This window comes from Pseudomonas sp. SR18, from assembly GCF_023701505.1.
Lineage (GTDB): Bacteria > Pseudomonadota > Gammaproteobacteria > Pseudomonadales > Pseudomonadaceae > Aquipseudomonas > Aquipseudomonas cyclaminis.
Map to the genome: position 1 here is coordinate 64,592 of NZ_JAMQAU010000004.1, position 17,556 is coordinate 82,147.

The window sequence follows — 17,556 nt, forward strand, 5'->3', positions numbered from 1 at the left end:
CGCTTGACTTATAAATGGGGGCCTTGCGGCGAATTTCAAGCCTGCTCATCAATAGAAGGTGCAACAGGTGCAGGAGCCTTGCTCACCACTACCATTGCCGGACGCAGCAGGCGACCGTTGAGCTGGTAACCCTTCTGGAACACCTTCAACACACTGTTGGGTTCCAGGTCATGGCTTTCCTGCATGGCCATTGCCTGGTGATGCTCAGCGTTGAACGGTTCACCGCCTTGCGGATCGATGGCTTCGAGCTGATAACGCTTCAGGGTGTCCTGGAACATTTTCAGGGTGAGCTCGATCCCTTCGCGCATCGGGCGGATGTTTTCGTCATCCGGGTTGGACAATTCAAGGCCACGCTCCAGGCTGTCGATGATCGGCAGCAAGTCATTGGCGAATTTTTCAAGCGCGAATTTGTGAGCTTTCTCTACATCCTGCTCGGCACGGCGGCGGACGTTCTGCAGATCGGCGGCAACACGCAAAGACTGATCCTGCGCTGCGGCCAATTGCTCTTCGAGCACTTGCACACGGGTCGCCAGTTCATCACCGACAGCCGAATTGGCGTCTGGAGTTTGCGTATCCTGCGTCTGTTCGTCAGCCATAGATTTCTCCTTTCAAAATCATGCGCGAACTCAACTCGCGCTTCTGTTCCGGTATATGGGGCCACAATTTCCAGCTTCAAGGGCGCAAGCGTTACCAAAAGTCTTTCGCCTGCTGCAGATCAATTCCCGCACCACCATTCTTCTTTGCACTAAAAAACCTCATCGACCGAGCAAATCGAGCTAAGCATCAGGATTGTCAGCCCCAAACAAAACACTGTATAAATAACCAGACCTAAAGCCTGGGAGCGGCCGTCATGCTCGTGCACCTGTCCGTACATAACTACGCCATCGTTGAACATCTGGATCTCGAACTGGATCGCGGGATGAGCGTAATCACAGGCGAAACCGGCGCCGGCAAGTCGATCATGCTCGACGCCCTGGGCCTGACCCTGGGCGACCGCGCCGACAGTGGCGTGGTGCGTCCCGGTGCCGACAAGGCCGACATCCTGGCCACCTTCGACCTGGCGGACATCCCAGAAGCCGAAGCCTGGCTGGCCGAGCGTGACCTCAACAATGACGGCCCCTGCATTCTGCGCCGAGTCATCACCGCCGAAGGCCGCTCACGCGGCTATATCAACGGAACACCGTGCCCCCTTGGCGACCTGAAAGCCCTCGGTGAATTGCTGATCGACATCCATAGCCAGCATGAACACCAGTCCCTGCTGAAAACCGACACCCACCGCCGCCTGCTCGACGAATACGCCGGCGCCACAGACCTTGCCCGGCAGGTGCAACTGGCTGCCCAGCGCTGGCGGCAGACCCGCCAGGAGCTGGAACGCCTATCCAACTCCGGCGACGAGCAACGTGCTCGCCACCAACTGCTCAGTTATCAGCTTGAAGAACTCGAAAGCCTGGGCCTTGGCGAGACCGAGCTGGAACAACTGGAGCAGGAGCACAAAAACCTCACCAACGCCGAAACCCTGCTGGGTATCTGCCGTCAAGTGGTAGAGCAATGCAGCGAGAGCGATTCCGGAAACGTGCTCAACGCGCTCACGGCCAGCCTCAACCGGCTGTCCAGCGTTAACAATGCTTCAGGCTCGCTGAGTGAGGCCACCACCCTATTGACCAGTGCACAAATCCAGGTCGAAGAAGCCGTCGGTGAACTCAACCGCTTCCTGGATCACTTCGATGCCGACCCGGCGCGCCTGCAGGAAATAGAAGAACGCCTCGATACCATCTATACCCTGGCGCGCAAACATCGAATCCAGCCCACCGAAGTGGCAACCATGCAGCAAAAGCTGCTGGATGAAATCGAAACCCTGAACGCGAATGACGAATCCATTGAGCGACTAGGCGAAGAACTCGGCTCTTTTGCCCGTCACTATCAGGAGAAGGCCCGCGAACTGAGCGATCTACGCCAGCAAGCCGCCAGCAGCTTGGCCCACGCCGTTGAACAGGAAATTCAGCGCCTGGGCATGCCGGGAGGACGCTTCACCATCGAGCTGCGCGCCAACTCCAATAATGAATTGCAACCTCACGGCCTGGAGCAGGTTGAACTACTGGTCAGCGCCAACCCTGGGCAACCGCTCAAGGCTCTGGCAAAAGTCGCGTCCGGTGGTGAGCTTTCGCGCATCAGCCTGGCGATCCAGGTGATTACTGCGCAGACGTCACGGGTGCCTACGCTGGTGTTCGATGAAGTGGACGTAGGCATTGGAGGTCCGACTGCGGAAATTGTTGGTCAGTTGTTGCGTCGCCTGGGAGATCGAGGCCAGGTACTGACGGTCACCCACTTGCCACAAGTGGCCGCACAGGGCCATCAACACTTATTTGTGCACAAGGTGCGTGGCAATGATGCAACACACACTGCGGTATCCAAGCTGAACAAGTCGGAGCGCGTGGAAGAAGTAGCCCGAATGCTCGGCGGGATCGATCTGACCAAGGAGTCTTTGGCGCACGCGAAGAAAATGGTTGTCGCCACCAAGGCTTGAGCCGAACTTTTCTTGATATAGAAAGCACGAAGGCGACCCTAGGGTCGCCTTCGATCGTTTCGCAGAGCCATTCTGCGTCGTTTTTACTTTTTCTTACGGATGTACAACACAAGGTTATGGTCGACCAAGTCGAAGCCATGCTCCTCAGCAATCTTATGCTGAAGCGCTTCGATTTCCGGGCTGGTGAACTCGATAACCTCATTGGTATCCAGGTCGACCATGTGATCGTGATGACCACCGTCAGCCAATTCGAACACTGCATGACCGCCGTCGAAATTATGACGAACCACCAGCCCTGCGGCTTCAAACTGGGTCAGTACACGGTAAACCGTGGCCAGGCCGACGTCCTCGTTAGACTCCATCAGCGCCTTGTAAACATCCTCGGCACTCATGTGACGCTGCTCAGCAGAATCGAGCATTTGTAGAATCTTGACTCGTGGCAGAGTCACTTTAAGACCGGCTTTGCGTAGTTCGCTATTTTCAACCATGGTTAGCTTTCTCGCGGATGCTGCTTCGCAGCTTCTCTTAATACGGGTATGATCGGCGTTTACGTTGTCCCAGCCAAGATAGTGGAAGTCGCCCACCGATGCAAAACACCAAGCTCTTGCTAACCAGTTTCACCTTTGTGGGACTGCTCGCACTCGCCGGTTGTTCATTCCCCGGGGTTTACAAAATCGACATCCAGCAGGGCAATGTCGTCACGCAGGACATGATAGACCAGTTACGTCCGGGAATGACCCGACGGCAAGTACGGTTTATTATGGGCAACCCCCTGCTGACTGACACTTTCCATGCCGGTCGCTGGGATTATCTCTACAGCCTGCAGCCTGGCGGCGGTGAACGCCAACAGGAACGCGTCAGCGTCATTTTTAATGGCAATGACCAGCTTGTCAGCCTGTCCGGTGACTTCATGCCCGGCGTAAGCCGCGATGAAGCCCTGCTCGGCAAAGACAACGGCACCAACGTGACTGCGCCTGCGCAGGAGAGCGAGAAGCCGAAGTCCGAAGTACCGGCCAAGCCAGGCTCGCTGCTCGACAAGATCCAGAAAGACGTCGATGGCGTGGAAACCGTTCCGGTCCCGACACCTCAGCCGCTGGACACCAGCCCGCAGTAACAGTGCGGCGCCTGCAAAAAAGCCCGGCATGCCGGGCTTTTTGTTGCCTGATGTTTAACAAGCTTATGAATTCTGCTGCCTGGTCATCGCCGCCTTGGCCGCCCGCAATCTACGCACCTCTTTAGGATCAACCAGCAAGGGGCGATAGATCTCAATACGATCACCTGACTGCACAACGCGCGCTTCAGCATCCGCGACAACTTTCCCGAATACCCCCAAAGGGCAATCAGCCAGATCCAGATCAGGAAACAGCATTGTAATTGCGGACGCCTGCACCGCCGCTCGCAGACTTGTGCCGGACGCCACCGTCAACGCCAGCAAAACCTGGCGATCTGCAGCGGCATACACCACCTCAATCTCAACCATGCAGTTGCTTGGCCCGCTGACAGAACGCATCTACCAGTGTGTTGGCCGCCTGGTTGAACAAGGGCCCCAATGTAGCCCGCACAAGCGGGCCAGCGTAATCAAACGACAAGTCGAGGCTGATCTTGCAGGCCTTGTCGGTCAGCGCCTTGAATACCCAGACACCGTGCAACTGGGTAAAAGGCCCCTCCTGCAGATTCATTTCAATGGACTTGCCCGGCACCAGCACATTACGCGTGACAAAGTGCTGGCCCAGCCCACCTTTCGCCACCCCGACGCTGGCGACCATGTGTTCATCAGTGCTTTCCAGCACCTCAGCCTTAGAACACCAAGGCAAGAATTCCGGGTAACGCGCCACGTCGTTGACCAGGTCATAGAGCGCCTGAGCCGGATAGGGCAGCAGGGCCGAACGTTGAATATGCGTCGTCATGTGTGCGTTATTTCCACAGCTGAGCGGCAAACATCGCGAAAGAACAGCCCAATCCGCGAGAGAAAAAAACCAAAGAACTGCCCGCATTGTCCGGGATTCGACCAACACGCTCAAGCACGCAGCTTGACCGTAGCCGACACGCTCGCAACTCCCTATAATGCCGCCCCTATGGCTAAACAAAAGAAACACCCCACAGGGACCATCGCGCAAAATAAAAAGGCGCGACACGATTACTTCATCGAACATCGGTTCGAGGCTGGTCTGGTCCTGGCCGGCTGGGAAGTAAAGAGTCTGCGCGCCAGCAAGTTGCAACTGGTCGACAGCTACGTATTGCTCAAGGATGGCGAGGCATGGCTGCTGGGCAGTCATATCACCCCGCTGACTACCGCGAGCACCCACGTAATTGCCGACCCGGTGCGCACGCGCAAACTATTGCTCAATGCGCGCGAACTGGAAAAGCTCGCCGCCGCCGTACAGCAGAAAGGCTACGCCTGTATCTGCCTGTCCTGGTACTGGAGCAAGCACCTGGTCAAGTGCGAGATCGCACTGGGCAAGGGCAAGAAGGAATACGACAAGCGTGATACCGAGCGCGAACGCGACTCCAATCGCGAACTGCATCGCGCCGTGCGCAACAAAGGCAAGGAAGAGTAGTCCTTGCAGTGATGTAGCCTCGGAATAAGTCCGTCGGCTACATCCCTTTTCGCCGCTCCGCACGCGCCACGCGCTGAACCTCCTGACGCACCTCCGCCAGTACCTCCTGCACGTACTCTAGATGTCGCGTCGAGACGTCTCGCGCCTGCTCGGCCCGCCCCTCAATAATTGCCTGGTACAACTCCCGATGCTGACTGATCAGCATGTCTCGGGTCTCTGTACGCTGCTGATACATACCACCAATGTTGGTCACCACGTTACGCTTGAGCAGGTCGAACAAGCCGCGAATGGTGTGCAGCAACACTGCGTTATGACTGGCCTCCGCAATGGCCAGGTGGAACCTCGCATCCGCAGCCCCCTCCTCCACTCGGCTCACTTCATCAACGCGGGTATAGCAATCCTGCAACGCTTCGAATGCAGCGGTCAGCCGCTCACGGTCGACCTCGGTTGCACGCAACGCGGCGTAATAAGCACAGGACGCTTCGAGGGTCTGGCGAAATTCCAGCAGATCACGCTGCGCCTCGGGATTGTTTTCCAACAGGTGCAACAGCGGATCACTGAACGTCGAACCCAGTGACTCGGCAACATAATTGCCTCCGCCCTGGCGACTCACCAACAACCCCTTGGCGGCCAGTTTCTGAATGGCCTCACGCAGCGACGGACGCGACACGCCAAACTGCTCAGCCAAAGCGCGCTCAGCCGGCAAACGCTCACCCGACTTCAGCGTGCCCTCAAGGATCATCCCCTCAAGCTGCTCGACAATATCGTCAGACAAACGGCGCTGACGCACCTGATCAAACCCCATAACTCACTCTCCACCATCCCGACCACTCGCCGGGCCCTCTATTCTGGCCTATCACCGCCCTTCCAGCACCTATCAGAACAGCCTCGATTCATCCGATCAGATGGTCTCGCCCTCCAACCTACGACCAAAGTTTCGTGAGCGGCAAATTGACACATCCCCCTGAAGGCTTTTAACCTAGCCTCCAGCGATTGTAAATTGGTAATACCAATTATCCAAGTCGACTTAGATGTGCCTGACCAACAACAATTAGGGGCCACCCCATATGCAAACCTGGCAACAGCTTTACAGCCCGCTCGGCAGCCTCGGCCTGTCCGCATTGGCCGCCGTTATTCCCATCGTATTTTTCTTCCTGGCCCTGGCCGTGTTTCGCCTCAAAGGCCACGTGGCCGGCAGCATTACCCTTGCACTGTCCATATTGGTGGCGATCTTTGCCTTCCAGATGCCAGTGGACATGGCGCTGGCCGCAGCCGGCTACGGCTTTGCCTACGGTCTTTGGCCTATCGCCTGGATCATCGTTGCAGCGGTGTTTCTGTACAAACTCACAGTCAAGAGCGGCCAGTTCGAGATCATCCGCAGCTCGGTGCTGTCGATCACTGACGACCAACGTCTTCAGGTATTGCTGATCGGCTTCTGCTTTGGCGCGTTCCTGGAAGGCGCTGCCGGTTTCGGCGCTCCCGTAGCAATTACCGCTGCGTTGCTGGTAGGCCTGGGCTTCAACCCGCTGTACGCCGCCGGCTTGTGCCTGATTGCCAACACCGCGCCGGTCGCCTTTGGCGCCCTGGGCATTCCGATCATCGTTGCCGGGCAGGTGACTGGAATCGATGCCTTCAAGATCGGCGCCATGACCGGCCGCCAGTTGCCGCTGCTGTCGCTGTTCGTGCCGTTCTGGCTGGTGTTCATGATGGATGGCCTGCGCGGCGTTCGTGAAACCTGGCCGGCTGCGCTGGTCGCGGGCTTGAGCTTCGCCATCACCCAATACTTCACGTCCAACTTCATCGGCCCGGAACTGCCGGACATCACCTCGGCCCTGGCCAGCCTGATTTCCCTGACCCTGTTCCTGAAAGTCTGGCAACCCAAGCGCACCGCCGGCGCGCAGATAGCGGGCGCCACCTCCGGCGTAGCCATTACCGCCAGTGCCGGCGGCTTCGGGTTGCCACGCAGCACCGTCGCCTCGCCTTACAGCCTGGGTCAGATATTCAAGGCCTGGTCGCCGTTCCTGATCCTCACGGTACTGGTCACTATCTGGACGCTCAAGCCGTTCAAGGCGATGTTCGCCGCCGGCGGCTCGATGTACAGCTGGGTATTCAACTTCGCGATCCCGCACCTGGATCAACTGGTGGTCAAGGTCGCCCCCATCGTGACCAACCCGACTGCCATTCCAGCGGTATTCAAGCTGGACCCTATTTCAGCAACCGGCACCGCGATTTTCTTTTCCGCACTGATCTCGATGCTGGTGCTGAAAATAAACATAAATATTGGTCTTACCACTTTAAAAGAAACGTTCTACGAACTGCGCTGGCCAATCCTGTCCATCGGCATGGTGCTGGCATTCGCCTTTGTCACCAACTACTCCGGCATGTCGTCGACCATGGCGCTGGTGTTGGCCGGCACCGGTGCAGCCTTCCCGTTCTTCTCGCCGTTCCTCGGCTGGCTGGGGGTTTTCCTGACAGGTTCCGACACGTCGTCCAATGCCCTGTTCAGCTCATTGCAAGCCACTACGGCGCACCAGATCGGCGTCAATGACACGCTGCTGGTAGCCGCCAACACCAGCGGTGGCGTCACCGGCAAGATGATCTCGCCGCAATCGATCGCAGTGGCCTGCGCCGCTACCGGCCTGGTGGGCAAGGAGTCCGACCTGTTCCGCTTTACCCTTAAGCACAGCCTGTTCTTCGCCACGATCGTCGGGCTGATCACACTGGCTCAGGCCTACTGGTTTACCGGCATGCTGGTGCACTAAGACCTACACGTAATAGGGTAAGAACCGACGCCGGATGACGATTCCGGCGTCAGCCATTTCTGGAGGATCAATGAGCCTGCCTGCTGCTTTCCTTGCTGACGTCGCACAACTGATCCCAAAAGATCGGCGTTTCGACGACCCGCTTTCCACCCTCGCATTCGGCACCGACGCCAGTTTTTACCGATTGATCCCACAACTGGTGATCCGCGTGGAGTCGGAAGACGAGGTGGTAGCACTCCTGCAACTGGCCCAGCGCGAGCGCGTGCCGGTGACCTTCCGCGCGGCCGGCACCAGCTTGTCCGGGCAAGCGATAAGCGATTCGGTACTGATCGTGCTGGGGGACAATTGGAACGGCCGCGAGATTCGCGGGCAAGGCACTCAGATTCGCCTGCAACCCGGCGTGATCGGCGCCCAGGCCAACGCCTGGCTAGCGCCGTTCGGGCGCAAGATCGGCCCCGACCCGGCGTCGATCAATGCCTGCAAGATCGGCGGAATCGTCGCCAACAATGCCAGCGGCATGTGCTGCGGCACCGCACAAAATACCTATCACACCTTGGCCGGGATTCGTCTCGTGCTGGCCGACGGCAGCTGCCTGGACACCGAAGATGCGGCCAGCGTCAGGGTTTTTCGTGAGCATCACAGTGCGCTGCTTGAACGCTTGGCGACACTAGGTCGCGAGACACGCGCAAATGTCGAACTCGCCGCAAAAATTCGCCACAAATACCGTCTGAAAAACACCACTGGGCTGTCACTCAATGCCTTGGTGGACTTCGATGAACCCCTGGATATCCTCAGCCATCTGCTGGTCGGTTCCGAGGGCACGCTGGGCTTTATCAGCGCAGTGACCTACGACACCGTGATCGATCATCCGAACAAAGCGTCGGCCTTGATTGTGTTCCCCGATGTCGAGACGTGCTGCAACGCGGTAACCGTGCTGAAAACCCAGCCGGTCTCAGCCGTAGAGTTGCTGGATCGACGCAGCATGCGCTCGGTGCAGAGCAAACCGGGCATGCCCGCCTTCGTACAGCACCTGTCGGAAAATGCCTGTGCGCTGCTCATCGAGTCCCGCGCGGCATCGCCCTCTTTACTGCACGAGCAACTGGCGCTGATCATGGCCTCCCTGGCCGCTTTCCCCGTAGAGAAACAAGTCGACTTCACTGAAGACCCTGTAGAAAACGCCCGCCTGTGGGCAATCCGCAAGGACACCTTTCCCGCCGTCGGCGCTGTGCGCAAAACCGGCACTACGGTGATCATCGAAGACGTGACGTTTCCTGTCGAGCAACTGGCCACTGGCGTGAACCGCCTGATCGAACTGTTCGACAAACACCACTACGACGAAGCCATCCTTTTCGGACACGCCCTGGAAGGCAATCTGCACTTTGTATTCACCCAAGGCTTCAACAGCGCGGAAGAGGTCACACGCTATCAAGCGTTCATGGATGACGTCGCGCAACTGGTGGCCGTGGAGTTCGGCGGCTCGCTGAAAGCCGAGCACGGTACCGGCCGCAATATGGCGCCATTCGTCGAGTTGGAATGGGGCAGCGATGCCTACCAACTGATGTGGCAGCTCAAGCGCCTGCTCGACCCCAACGGCATTCTCAACCCGGACGTGGTGCTCAGCAACGACCCGCAGATCCACCTCAAGCACCTTAAGCCACTGCCTGCGGCCGACGAGCTTGTGGATAAATGCATCGAGTGTGGCTTTTGCGAGCCGGTATGCCCTTCTAAAGGCCTGACATTGAGCCCGCGCCAGCGCATCGTGATCTGGCGCGACATACAGGCGAAAAAACGCACCGGCGTCGACACCACCGAACTGGAAGCCGCCTACCACTATCAAGGCATCGACACCTGCGCCGCCACTGGGTTATGTGCCCAGCGCTGCCCCGTGGGAATCAATACCGGCGAGCTGGTGAAAAAGCTTCGCAGCCGTGACGCCGACCGTACGAAAACCGCCGAATGGCTCGCCACCCATTTCGCCACGGCATTGCAAGGTGCGCGCTTTACCCTGCATGTCGCCAATGGTGCACGCATGCTGCTCGGCGCACCCCGCCTGGCGAAGCTGTCTGCCTGCGTGACCAAACTGTCCAAGGGGCAAATTCCGCAGTGGAGCAACGCCATGCCACAGCCGGAAAAAGCCATTCGGTTCAGCCCAACTGTGACGGATGAGCGGCCTCGGGTGGTCTACCTGGCCGCCTGCGTCTCACGTGCAATGGGCCCGGCGGCCGGTGATAAAGAGCAAATGTCGCTGTACGACAAAACCCGTGGCCTGCTGGAAAAAGCTGGTTACCAGGTCGTCTTTCCCGACAATCAGGACAGCCTGTGCTGTGGCCAGCCCTTCGCCTCCAAAGGCTACGCCGAACAAGCAGAGCACAAGCGCCAGGAGTTGATCGGCGCCCTGCTCCACGCCAGCCGTGGTGGCCTTGACCCGATCTATTGCGACACCAGCCCATGCACCCTGCGCCTGGTGCAAGACCTGGGCGAAACCCGCCTGGACCTCTACGACCCCGTCCGTTTTATCCGCACACACCTGATGGACCGCCTGGATTTCCTGCCCCAGGAAGCACCGATCGCCGTACACGTGACCTGCAGCACCCAACACCTGGGAGAAAGCCAGGCGCTGATCGACCTTGCCCGCCGCTGCGCCAAAACGGTGGTGATCCCGGAAGGCATCCACTGCTGCGGTTTTGCCGGCGACAAGGGCTTTACCACGCCAGAACTCAATGCCCACTCACTGCGGTCCCTCAAGGAGGCCGTGCAACATTGCAGTGAAGGCATCTCCACCAGCCGAACCTGCGAAATCGGCTTGAGCCAGCATGGGGGCATTGATTATCACGGGCTGGTGTACCTCGTAGACCGCGTCACCCAGGCCCGAGCCCACTAATCCTGAAAAAAAACAGAACCCCTGCGCGCCAATGCAGTCACTTGAATAGGCCTCAACGAACGAGGCCAATCAGTGATGTCGCTGGCAGCCCTTCAACGCCAGCAGCGTCGAGCCCTTTGCGCAAGGAGATACCCTATGAAGCGTTCCGCTCTTGCTGGCTTGTTCATTACCGCTGCGATGCTGGCGTCCCCGGTCTTCGCGGCCGGCAGTGACAAAGACTTGTGCCAGATCAACCTGGATAAACTCAACAACGCCAAAGCGACGCTCGCCACCGACACCACCGGCAAAAGTGGCGAAATCGACACGGTCGTCTCCCAGGCCATGGCATTTCACGCGTCTGGCGATGATAAGCAGTGCATCGAAGTCACCAACAAAGCCCTGCAAGACCTGCAAAACAGCAACAAAGGCGGCAAGTAAGCAATAGGGCCAACCTTCGGGTTGGCCTTCGGTGACCGTTTGGCGTACACTGCACAGGCTTGTCACTCACTTAGAAACAACGAGTTACAAGCACGGGGCCGTTTAGGATTCGACGCCGGTCGCGAAACTTTAGGTGCATGCCGAGTTGGTAACAGAACTCGTAAATCCACTGTTGCAACTACTTATAGTTGCCAATGACGAAAACTACGGCCAGGAATTCGCTATCGCTGCGTAAGCAGCCTTAGACCTGAGCTTCTGGTACCTTCGGGTCCAGCAATCACCAGGGGATGTCTGTAAACCCAAAGTGATTGTCATATAGAACAGAATCGCCGTGCAGTACGTTGTGGACGAAGCGGCTAAAACTTACACAACTCGCCCAAAGCACCCTGCCCTTCGGGTCGCTGAGGGTTAACTTAATAGAAACGGCTACGCATGTAGTACCGACAGCGGAGTACTGGCGGACGGGGGTTCAAATCCCCCCGGCTCCACCATTTCATCATCTAAAGACGTCCACGGACGTCTTTTTTTGTGCCTGAAATCCAGTAAATACGGGGCTTTCAGCGCCATCAACGTCCACAGACGTCCAAGAGCAGCCACGCTTTGTGGCATTCCAAATGGCATTCCAAGCCCAACAGTGCTAATTTTTGGAATGCCAACACCATTCTGGAATGCCAATGTGCGCACAAGCTACTCGCCTCTCTGAGCTCAAAATCAAATCTGCCAAGCCTTCTGAAAAGGACTACGTCTTGTTTGACGGCGGCGGACTTCAAATGCGAGTGAGAAGTAATGGCTCAAAGCTATGGAACTTCAACTATCGACACCCCGTGACGAAGAAGCGAATCAACATGGGCCTCGGTACCTTCCCTGAAGTCTCGCTAGCGCTGGCACGAAAAGGCTCCCTTGCAGCTCGGGAAATACTTGCCCAAGGCCTCGATCCCAAAGAACAACGGGATGCAGTGCTGCAAGCAAAGCAAGCTGAAACCGAGCACACATTCCAGAATGTCGCGACGTCCTGGTATGAACTGAAGAAGGATGCGGTGACACCAGCTTATGCCGAGGACATCTGGCGTTCGTTGACGCTGCACGTTTTTCCAGACTTGGCCACCACACAGATTTCAGCAATCAGCGCACCACAAGTCATCAACCTTCTTCGACCACTCGAAACCAAAGGTAGCCTTGAAACCGTTAAACGGCTGTCACAGCGACTCAATGAGATCATGACTTACGGGGTCAACTCAGGACTGATACACGCGAACCCACTCAGCGGGATTCGCTCCGTCTTCAAGAAGCCGAAAAAGAAAAACATGGCGGCACTTGCTCCAGATGAGCTGAAAGAGCTCATGGTGGCAATTGCTAATGCCAGCATAAAAAGAACTACGCGCTGTCTGATTGAATGGCAGCTCAATACCATGACTCGCCCAGCGGAGGCTGCAACCACGCGCTGGGTCGACATCGACTTCGAGAAGAAGATCTGGACGATTCCTGCTGAGCGCATGAAGAAACGCCGCGTACATATCGTGCCGCTCACAGATCAAGCATTGGGACTGCTGGAGGCAATCAAACCCTACAGCGGACACCGAGAGTATGTATTTCCTGCAGACCGGGACCCTCGGACACATTGCAACAGCCAGACCGCCAACATGGCGCTAAAGCGCATGGGCTTCGAAGGTCGGTTGGTGAGCCATGGCATGCGATCAATGGCCAGCACTACTCTCAACGAACACGGCTGGGATCCTGAGTTGATTGAGGTAGCGCTTGCACACGTCGATAAAGACGAGGTCCGCAGCGCCTATAACCGAGCGGACTACATCGAGCGCAGGCGTCCAATGATGAAGTGGTGGAGCGAACACATCCAAGAAGCAGCTACCGGCAATCTTTCGATCTCGGCCATCCAGAGCAACCGAGACACGAAGGTCGTCTCAATACGCTAACGAAGTAGCTTCAACAGGTGATAAGTAATCACCAGACCATGACCGTCGTCTCCTGGATTGTGCATCGGGCTTGCTCCCCCACCTCTCAGGGTGCCAAGCAGCCGACTCAAGCGATACAGCCATCTAAAGACACTGTTCATCGAATAGAACTTGCAGCACATAGCCGTACGAAAAAGAGTAACGTCTATGTCTGCAAACTGCGTTCAACTAGCCTGCGAAGACATGCTTGATCAAAAAGGCTTCCAGCCCGTCTTCCAAGACACGCACAATGCCGCCATTCGGTGTAGCCCAAACCAGAAGTTTTCGTGCCTGGTTGTCGTACAGGTAGTATTGACCATCACCAATCTCCAGCAGTGGCACAGTATTTTTCGGGTAGGTCGGGTCACGGCCCAGGTCCGAGAATGCGGCAAAGACATTCAGGTAATAGTCGTCAGGCACGCCTAGGCCATAAGTTTCGTAGGCGTCAAAGACAATGACTCCAAAAGCCGACAGGTAGCGCTTGTATTCGTCAGACAGTGCGAATCCCAGTTTCTCCTCAAGATTCTGGATGCTGGCGGTATCTACTGGCCGGGTGTTGGCCTGATGGAGATCAACGAGTTGTTCAAGTTTTTTCATAAGATTCGCCCTCAGCGCTGATTCTCAATCTGTTCGGCTCGCGCCTTCCAGTAGTCTTTTCGCTCTTTATCGAAGTCCTCGCGATTGATCTCGGACTCCTTCTGTTTGTTGTGCAGCACGTTATCGTTTCCGTTGCCACGGTGCTCAGCGCTGGTCAATTCTGCCAATGGCGAGTCCTGTTTCTGGCCGATGTGATGTAACTCGATCGGCTTTCCGTTGGCATCCAGCGGAGCCCTTCCCGACTTCATCCGGTCCAGGTTGGTGGTACCCATATAATCTTTTTGATCGTAATCGATGTCGGTACGAATCAGTGCATCCTTGCCATTGACCTCGGCCGGTTCCAGATTCGCGCCTTCATAGATTTTCGCTTCGGCTTCACTACCGATAGCATCCAGAACCTCTTTTGGAACGCCCAGCAGTTCAAGCCGCTCACGGGTTTCCGGCGACATTTGCGGTAGCTCCAGGCGGGTTTCCTGGGTGAGCACGATAGGTCGATCAAGCTCGACAACGATCAGGCAGCGGTCCGGCATTTCGCGCGCCAGTAACGCCAGGTTGGACGGAACCTCGGTTTTTCCAGCAAAGAAATTTTCAAAGTTCACAGAACGCTCCCTGTTTCGAGGCGCGCACGCCATGCAGAATAAATATCGATATGGCTCTCGTGCTGGAGGCTGTAATCCTTCATCAAGCATTGCTGGGTCGCCAGGGCCAGCTCAGTGCTCAAGGCTGTCGCTCGCTCGTGGAGCAGCTGGTCCAGTTGATTGCTGAGTTGCCCGTAATCGGTCGCCGTTTGAATGATCTGCTGAACCTGCTGCCGGCAACCGAGCACATCGACCACCAATTGTGCGGCGTAGGCAAATGCCTCGGGCTTGCACAGCGCCGACGGCTTCTCTTCTTTGTGGGCATTGAGCGCCTCGAACAGCGCAATTTTGCTGCGAGCCAGCAACGGCAATTCACACAAGCCATTTTCCAGCAACGCTAAATCCAAGGCGACTGGCGTGCGGATACGGTTGCTCAGCAGCAGATTGAGTACCTGCAGGTTGAAATCCTGGCTACGCACGGCGCGCTTGTCATTGGCGGTATACACATAAGGGGTTTCATACCCGGCGAATTTCTTCACCTGACACAGCACCGGCTCCAGCCAGTCATTTTGATAAACGATGGCGACGCCTTTGGGTAACTTGGCGATTTCTTCAAGCTGGTCATCACGCAACGCCACCGACTTGCCGATTAAACGACGGTCCATTTCATCCGGCAGGCGCATGATTATTTTGGTGTTGGTGTTGCGAATCGCGGCGATATCCACCGCATGGGGCGACTGGTCGGCAATGATGAAACCTTCACCATAGGTGCGCATTTCGGCGATGGCATTGGTCAGCATCTCCACTGACTTGCCGACCACATTTGCCCCTTCAGCACCGCCTTCGGACGGGCTGCGCTTGAGGATGTTGTGCGCTTCCTCAAGGACTGTGACGTGGCGCAGCAGCTGGTTCATGCCACCACAGGCCATTCGGTGCTCACTCAGGCGCATCACCAGGATCCCCATGATCAGGGCCTTGGTCTCGGACGAGCCGACGCGGCTCAGGTCCACGATTGCGCTCTGATCAAACAGCACTGCGCTGTCGATTTCGTTAGCGGTAAAAATCTGCCCATTCAAGCCATTGGTCAGGGATTTGATCCGCGTGGACAGCGAACCGATGTAGTTACCTTTGAGCTCCTGGGAGTACGCGGAGGCCTCGATCACGCTTTGCAGGGTACTGAGCAGGTCACTGAACGTCGGAAACAATGCATCGCTGTAACGGTTGATCGACGCGTCCAAGTCCCAACCACATTGCTGATACGCCTGCAGGATTGCCTCTTTGAGTACGGCAGGCATTGCGGCATACATCGGCCAGCAAACGTTGAAGATTTCCACGAGCCGATCAACGTGCTCCAGCACATGAATGGCCAACGGGAAGCGGAACGGGTTGATGCGCAACAATTCAAAGTGGGCCGGATGCGTGCCGAATACATTGACGTCATCGCGATGACCAAAGACGTGTTTGTACTCGCCCTTGGCCGGCTCAATCACCAGGAATGGCACGCCGGCGGCGCTAATTTGGCTGAGCATTTCATACAGCGTGTTGCTTTTACCGGCACCGGTCGAACCACTGACAAACACATGGCTGGCCAATCGATCGAGGCTCAACTCGATCTTTTGCGGCAGGTTTTCCCACAAGTGGCGGATGTTGCCCAAGGTCAGTGTCTTACCCTTGCCTGGCTCACTGCTGTGACCATCCAGGCGCTGCACCTTGCGGCCGAACGCCTGGGTTTCCAGCACGGCCACCGTGGAGGTGGAGCGTCGGGGCAGGCTCAATTGGATCGCCATTTCCTTACCAGACACCAGCGTGGCGGGCGTGAGGTAACTGATCGGGACCTTTTTCGAAAACCCCGGCTTCAATTGCGGATGGCTGAACGCGGTGAGCCAGTCCAGCACAGCGGACTTGTTGGCAGATTTCCAGGTGGTCAGGGCGAAGTCTTCATGGCTGGACTTGCTGCCGCGTACCAGCCCAAGAAAGATACTCGCCAACGATTCGGACGACGCAGTGCTGTCACCGATGAAATACGCCGCCGAATTCCAGCCGCCGTATGTCTTGGCTTCGTCGATACGCTCGAGGTGGTGATCGATTTTGCTGAGCAACTGCTCGATGGTCTTGTCCACGGTCTCAATCGAAATCTGCCGATTAGAGCCCAGGGTTTTGTTCAACGAATGAGTGTCGGTGGTGCTGGTGGTGTGTGTGGTCGAGGTGGTCTTCGACGCGGCCTCACTGAAGGACGTGCCGTGGCTTTCATTGCGACCTGTGGACGTCGACTGACTGGTGCCGGTGGTGCGTTGTTCGTTGAGCAGCGCTGCAGCGGCCGAGCCGATCTGACTACCGAGCATCGCGCCGAATGGCCCCAATGTCGCACCACCCACCATACCGAGCACATTGGCACCGATAGCGACCGTTTTCGAGGTCAGGGTCTGCGCACTAAACGATTCGCTGGTACCGGTGGTGTCAGTGGTAGATGTACCCAGCGTTGTCGAAGTACCCTTGGTCTCGGTCAGCCCAAGGCTGTGCCCAAGGGAGTCACTTAAGCCCTGGCTGATGCTCAGCCCAACGGAATCGCTGTCCTGCTCGCCGAACGATAATTGTTGCTTGAGCAAGGGCGAAAGGTGTGTGGCCACTTGCTCATAACCGGCACGAATTAGGTCAAGGTTTTGTGACGAAACCGGCTCAGCAAGGATTATCGCATGATACACACGGCGCTCAGCCGCATCGATAAAGCGCTCGAGCCCTTGCATGAAGTGCTCGCGGTTCTCCGTCGACAACGCAGGAACACCTGTGACCGCCGTGATACTCGCCGAAGGGTTAGCCTTTTCGGCCTGGACCGCCCCCAGCAAGACGTCAGCCTCTTGTTGCTGCAGCGGCACTAATGAGCTGCCCGAGAAGTGTCCCTTGAAAGTCTCCCGCAGCAACTCGCCGGAACTGTGCCCGAGAGTTTTGCCGGGCTCCCCCCGGGTACCGATATATAGGTCGGTTTCAATACCGTTAGAACGCAATATCAAGAAAACCGAGTAACCCGCAGCACCCAGTGCGGTGTAAGCGGCCGTCGTGCTTTCAAGCACGGATTGTTTGTTGTCTTGGACGATGCGCTCGACGCGGAAAATCCGCGCATCACTGGCCGCATTGAACCGCAGCCCCTTCTCCGCGAAGGCATGGACCGGATAACGTTCCAGTTCCGACAGGTAACTGCGATTGATCAGTGCGCGCCCTGCCTCAAGGGTCAGGCCAGCGTTTTCACGTATGTCCTGCAGTGCGGTTCGGGTCAGTATAGAAGTTGTCATACG

The 17,556-nt window shown here is 57.0% G+C and carries 15 protein-coding genes and 1 other RNA gene; 8 read left to right on the forward strand and 8 right to left on the reverse strand.

The genetic code is table 11. From position 1 onward, the window contains the following. Nucleotides 1-35: 35 nt before the first annotated feature. Nucleotides 36-596: a nucleotide exchange factor GrpE gene (gene grpE / locus NDJ82_RS07935; RefSeq protein WP_094951702.1), complete on the reverse strand. Its 561-nt coding sequence runs from the start codon at nt 594-596 to the stop codon at nt 36-38. Nucleotides 597-850: 254 nt separating this feature from the next. Here grpE and recN point away from each other — a divergent pair, with 254 nt between their 5' ends. Continuing rightward, on the forward strand, nt 851-2,524 hold the full coding sequence (gene recN, locus NDJ82_RS07940; RefSeq protein ID WP_112196768.1) for a DNA repair protein RecN: 1,674 nt from the start codon (nt 851-853) through the stop codon (nt 2,522-2,524). A gap of 83 nt (nt 2,525-2,607) precedes the next feature. Here the strand turns inward: recN and fur are convergent, their stop codons facing one another. Continuing rightward, nucleotides 2,608-3,012, reverse strand: coding sequence for a ferric iron uptake transcriptional regulator (gene fur, locus NDJ82_RS07945; RefSeq protein ID WP_003194220.1), 405 nt, complete (start codon nt 3,010-3,012; stop codon nt 2,608-2,610). A 98-nt stretch (nt 3,013-3,110) separates the two neighbouring features. Between fur and NDJ82_RS07950 the strand changes: the two genes are divergently transcribed. Next, complete coding sequence (locus NDJ82_RS07950) at nt 3,111-3,638, forward strand: outer membrane protein assembly factor BamE (protein WP_250925261.1); 528 nt, start codon at nt 3,111-3,113, stop codon at nt 3,636-3,638. A gap of 63 nt (nt 3,639-3,701) precedes the next feature. Here NDJ82_RS07950 and NDJ82_RS07955 read toward each other — a convergent pair whose 3' ends face one another. Next, the gene (locus NDJ82_RS07955; RefSeq protein WP_250925262.1) at nt 3,702-4,004 is read right to left on the reverse strand and encodes an RnfH family protein; all 303 of its coding nucleotides are present in this window, start codon (nt 4,002-4,004) and stop codon (nt 3,702-3,704) included. Then, nucleotides 3,997-4,431: a type II toxin-antitoxin system RatA family toxin gene (locus tag NDJ82_RS07960; protein WP_112196770.1), complete on the reverse strand. Its 435-nt coding sequence runs from the start codon at nt 4,429-4,431 to the stop codon at nt 3,997-3,999. The genes NDJ82_RS07955 and NDJ82_RS07960 overlap by 8 nt, the downstream gene beginning before the upstream one ends. A gap of 168 nt (nt 4,432-4,599) precedes the next feature. Between NDJ82_RS07960 and smpB the strand changes: the two genes are divergently transcribed. Further along, nucleotides 4,600-5,082 carry an SsrA-binding protein SmpB gene (gene smpB, locus NDJ82_RS07965; protein ID WP_003176160.1) on the forward strand — a complete coding sequence of 161 codons (483 nt, stop codon included), beginning with the start codon at nt 4,600-4,602 and terminating at the stop codon, nt 5,080-5,082. A gap of 37 nt (nt 5,083-5,119) precedes the next feature. Here the strand turns inward: smpB and NDJ82_RS07970 are convergent, their stop codons facing one another. Continuing rightward, the gene (locus NDJ82_RS07970; RefSeq protein WP_099584779.1) at nt 5,120-5,887 is read right to left on the reverse strand and encodes an FCD domain-containing protein; all 768 of its coding nucleotides are present in this window, start codon (nt 5,885-5,887) and stop codon (nt 5,120-5,122) included. A gap of 262 nt (nt 5,888-6,149) precedes the next feature. Here NDJ82_RS07970 and NDJ82_RS07975 point away from each other — a divergent pair, with 262 nt between their 5' ends. From NDJ82_RS07975 to NDJ82_RS07995, 5 genes are all read left to right on the forward strand, one after another. Further along, entirely contained in the window at nt 6,150-7,844 is a 1,695-nt protein-coding gene (locus NDJ82_RS07975) for a lactate permease LctP family transporter (protein WP_250925263.1), read from the forward strand. Nucleotides 7,845-7,914: 70 nt separating this feature from the next. Continuing rightward, nucleotides 7,915-10,725, forward strand: coding sequence for an FAD-binding and (Fe-S)-binding domain-containing protein (locus NDJ82_RS07980; RefSeq protein ID WP_250925264.1), 2,811 nt, complete (start codon nt 7,915-7,917; stop codon nt 10,723-10,725). Between the two features lie 135 nt (nt 10,726-10,860). Then, nucleotides 10,861-11,142, forward strand: a complete 282-nt coding sequence (locus NDJ82_RS07985; protein WP_122307113.1) for a PA2433 domain-containing protein — start codon at nt 10,861-10,863, stop codon at nt 11,140-11,142. A 94-nt stretch (nt 11,143-11,236) separates the two neighbouring features. Then, nucleotides 11,237-11,633, forward strand: a transfer-messenger RNA (tmRNA) gene (gene ssrA / locus NDJ82_RS07990). A gap of 183 nt (nt 11,634-11,816) precedes the next feature. Continuing rightward, a complete protein-coding gene (locus tag NDJ82_RS07995; RefSeq protein WP_250925265.1) occupies nt 11,817-13,073 on the forward strand; it encodes an integrase domain-containing protein in 1,257 nt (418 codons plus the stop codon). Nucleotides 13,074-13,280: 207 nt separating this feature from the next. On the opposite strand, the gene NDJ82_RS08000 is transcribed toward NDJ82_RS07995, so the two are convergent. From NDJ82_RS08000 to NDJ82_RS08010, 3 genes are read right to left on the reverse strand one after another with little or no spacing between them, the layout of a single operon-like run. Beyond that, complete coding sequence (locus NDJ82_RS08000) at nt 13,281-13,688, reverse strand: SMI1/KNR4 family protein (RefSeq protein WP_024657960.1); 408 nt, start codon at nt 13,686-13,688, stop codon at nt 13,281-13,283. 11 nt (nt 13,689-13,699) lie between these two features. After that, nucleotides 13,700-14,287, reverse strand: a complete 588-nt coding sequence (locus NDJ82_RS08005; protein WP_057406260.1) for an HNH/ENDO VII family nuclease — start codon at nt 14,285-14,287, stop codon at nt 13,700-13,702. Further along, the gene (locus NDJ82_RS08010; protein WP_250925266.1) at nt 14,284-17,553 is read right to left on the reverse strand and encodes an ATP-binding protein; all 3,270 of its coding nucleotides are present in this window, start codon (nt 17,551-17,553) and stop codon (nt 14,284-14,286) included. Before NDJ82_RS08010 ends, NDJ82_RS08005 begins: the two co-directional genes overlap by 4 nt. Nucleotides 17,554-17,556: the final 3 nt, after the last annotated feature.

Bases quoted from the DNA above. Each gene is read 5' to 3' on its own strand.
- fur (WP_003194220.1), bottom strand. From the start codon at position 3,012: ATGGTTGAAAATAGCGAACTACGCAAAGCCGGTCTTAAAGTGACTCTG.
- NDJ82_RS07960 (WP_112196770.1), bottom strand. From the start codon at position 4,431: ATGACGACGCATATTCAACGTTCGGCCCTGCTGCCCTATCCGGCTCAG.
- NDJ82_RS07985 (WP_122307113.1), top strand. From the start codon at position 10,861: ATGAAGCGTTCCGCTCTTGCTGGCTTGTTCATTACCGCTGCGATGCTG.
- NDJ82_RS07975 (WP_250925263.1), top strand. From the start codon at position 6,150: ATGCAAACCTGGCAACAGCTTTACAGCCCGCTCGGCAGCCTCGGCCTG.
- NDJ82_RS08010 (WP_250925266.1), bottom strand. From the start codon at position 17,553: ATGACAACTTCTATACTGACCCGAACCGCACTGCAGGACATACGTGAA.
- NDJ82_RS07955 (WP_250925262.1), bottom strand. From the start codon at position 4,004: ATGGTTGAGATTGAGGTGGTGTATGCCGCTGCAGATCGCCAGGTTTTG.
- NDJ82_RS07950 (WP_250925261.1), top strand. From the start codon at position 3,111: ATGCAAAACACCAAGCTCTTGCTAACCAGTTTCACCTTTGTGGGACTG.
- NDJ82_RS07995 (WP_250925265.1), top strand. From the start codon at position 11,817: ATGTGCGCACAAGCTACTCGCCTCTCTGAGCTCAAAATCAAATCTGCC.
- grpE (WP_094951702.1), bottom strand. From the start codon at position 596: ATGGCTGACGAACAGACGCAGGATACGCAAACTCCAGACGCCAATTCG.
- recN (WP_112196768.1), top strand. From the start codon at position 851: ATGCTCGTGCACCTGTCCGTACATAACTACGCCATCGTTGAACATCTG.
- NDJ82_RS07970 (WP_099584779.1), bottom strand. From the start codon at position 5,887: ATGGGGTTTGATCAGGTGCGTCAGCGCCGTTTGTCTGACGATATTGTC.
- smpB (WP_003176160.1), top strand. From the start codon at position 4,600: ATGGCTAAACAAAAGAAACACCCCACAGGGACCATCGCGCAAAATAAA.
- NDJ82_RS08000 (WP_024657960.1), bottom strand. From the start codon at position 13,688: ATGAAAAAACTTGAACAACTCGTTGATCTCCATCAGGCCAACACCCGG.
- NDJ82_RS07980 (WP_250925264.1), top strand. From the start codon at position 7,915: ATGAGCCTGCCTGCTGCTTTCCTTGCTGACGTCGCACAACTGATCCCA.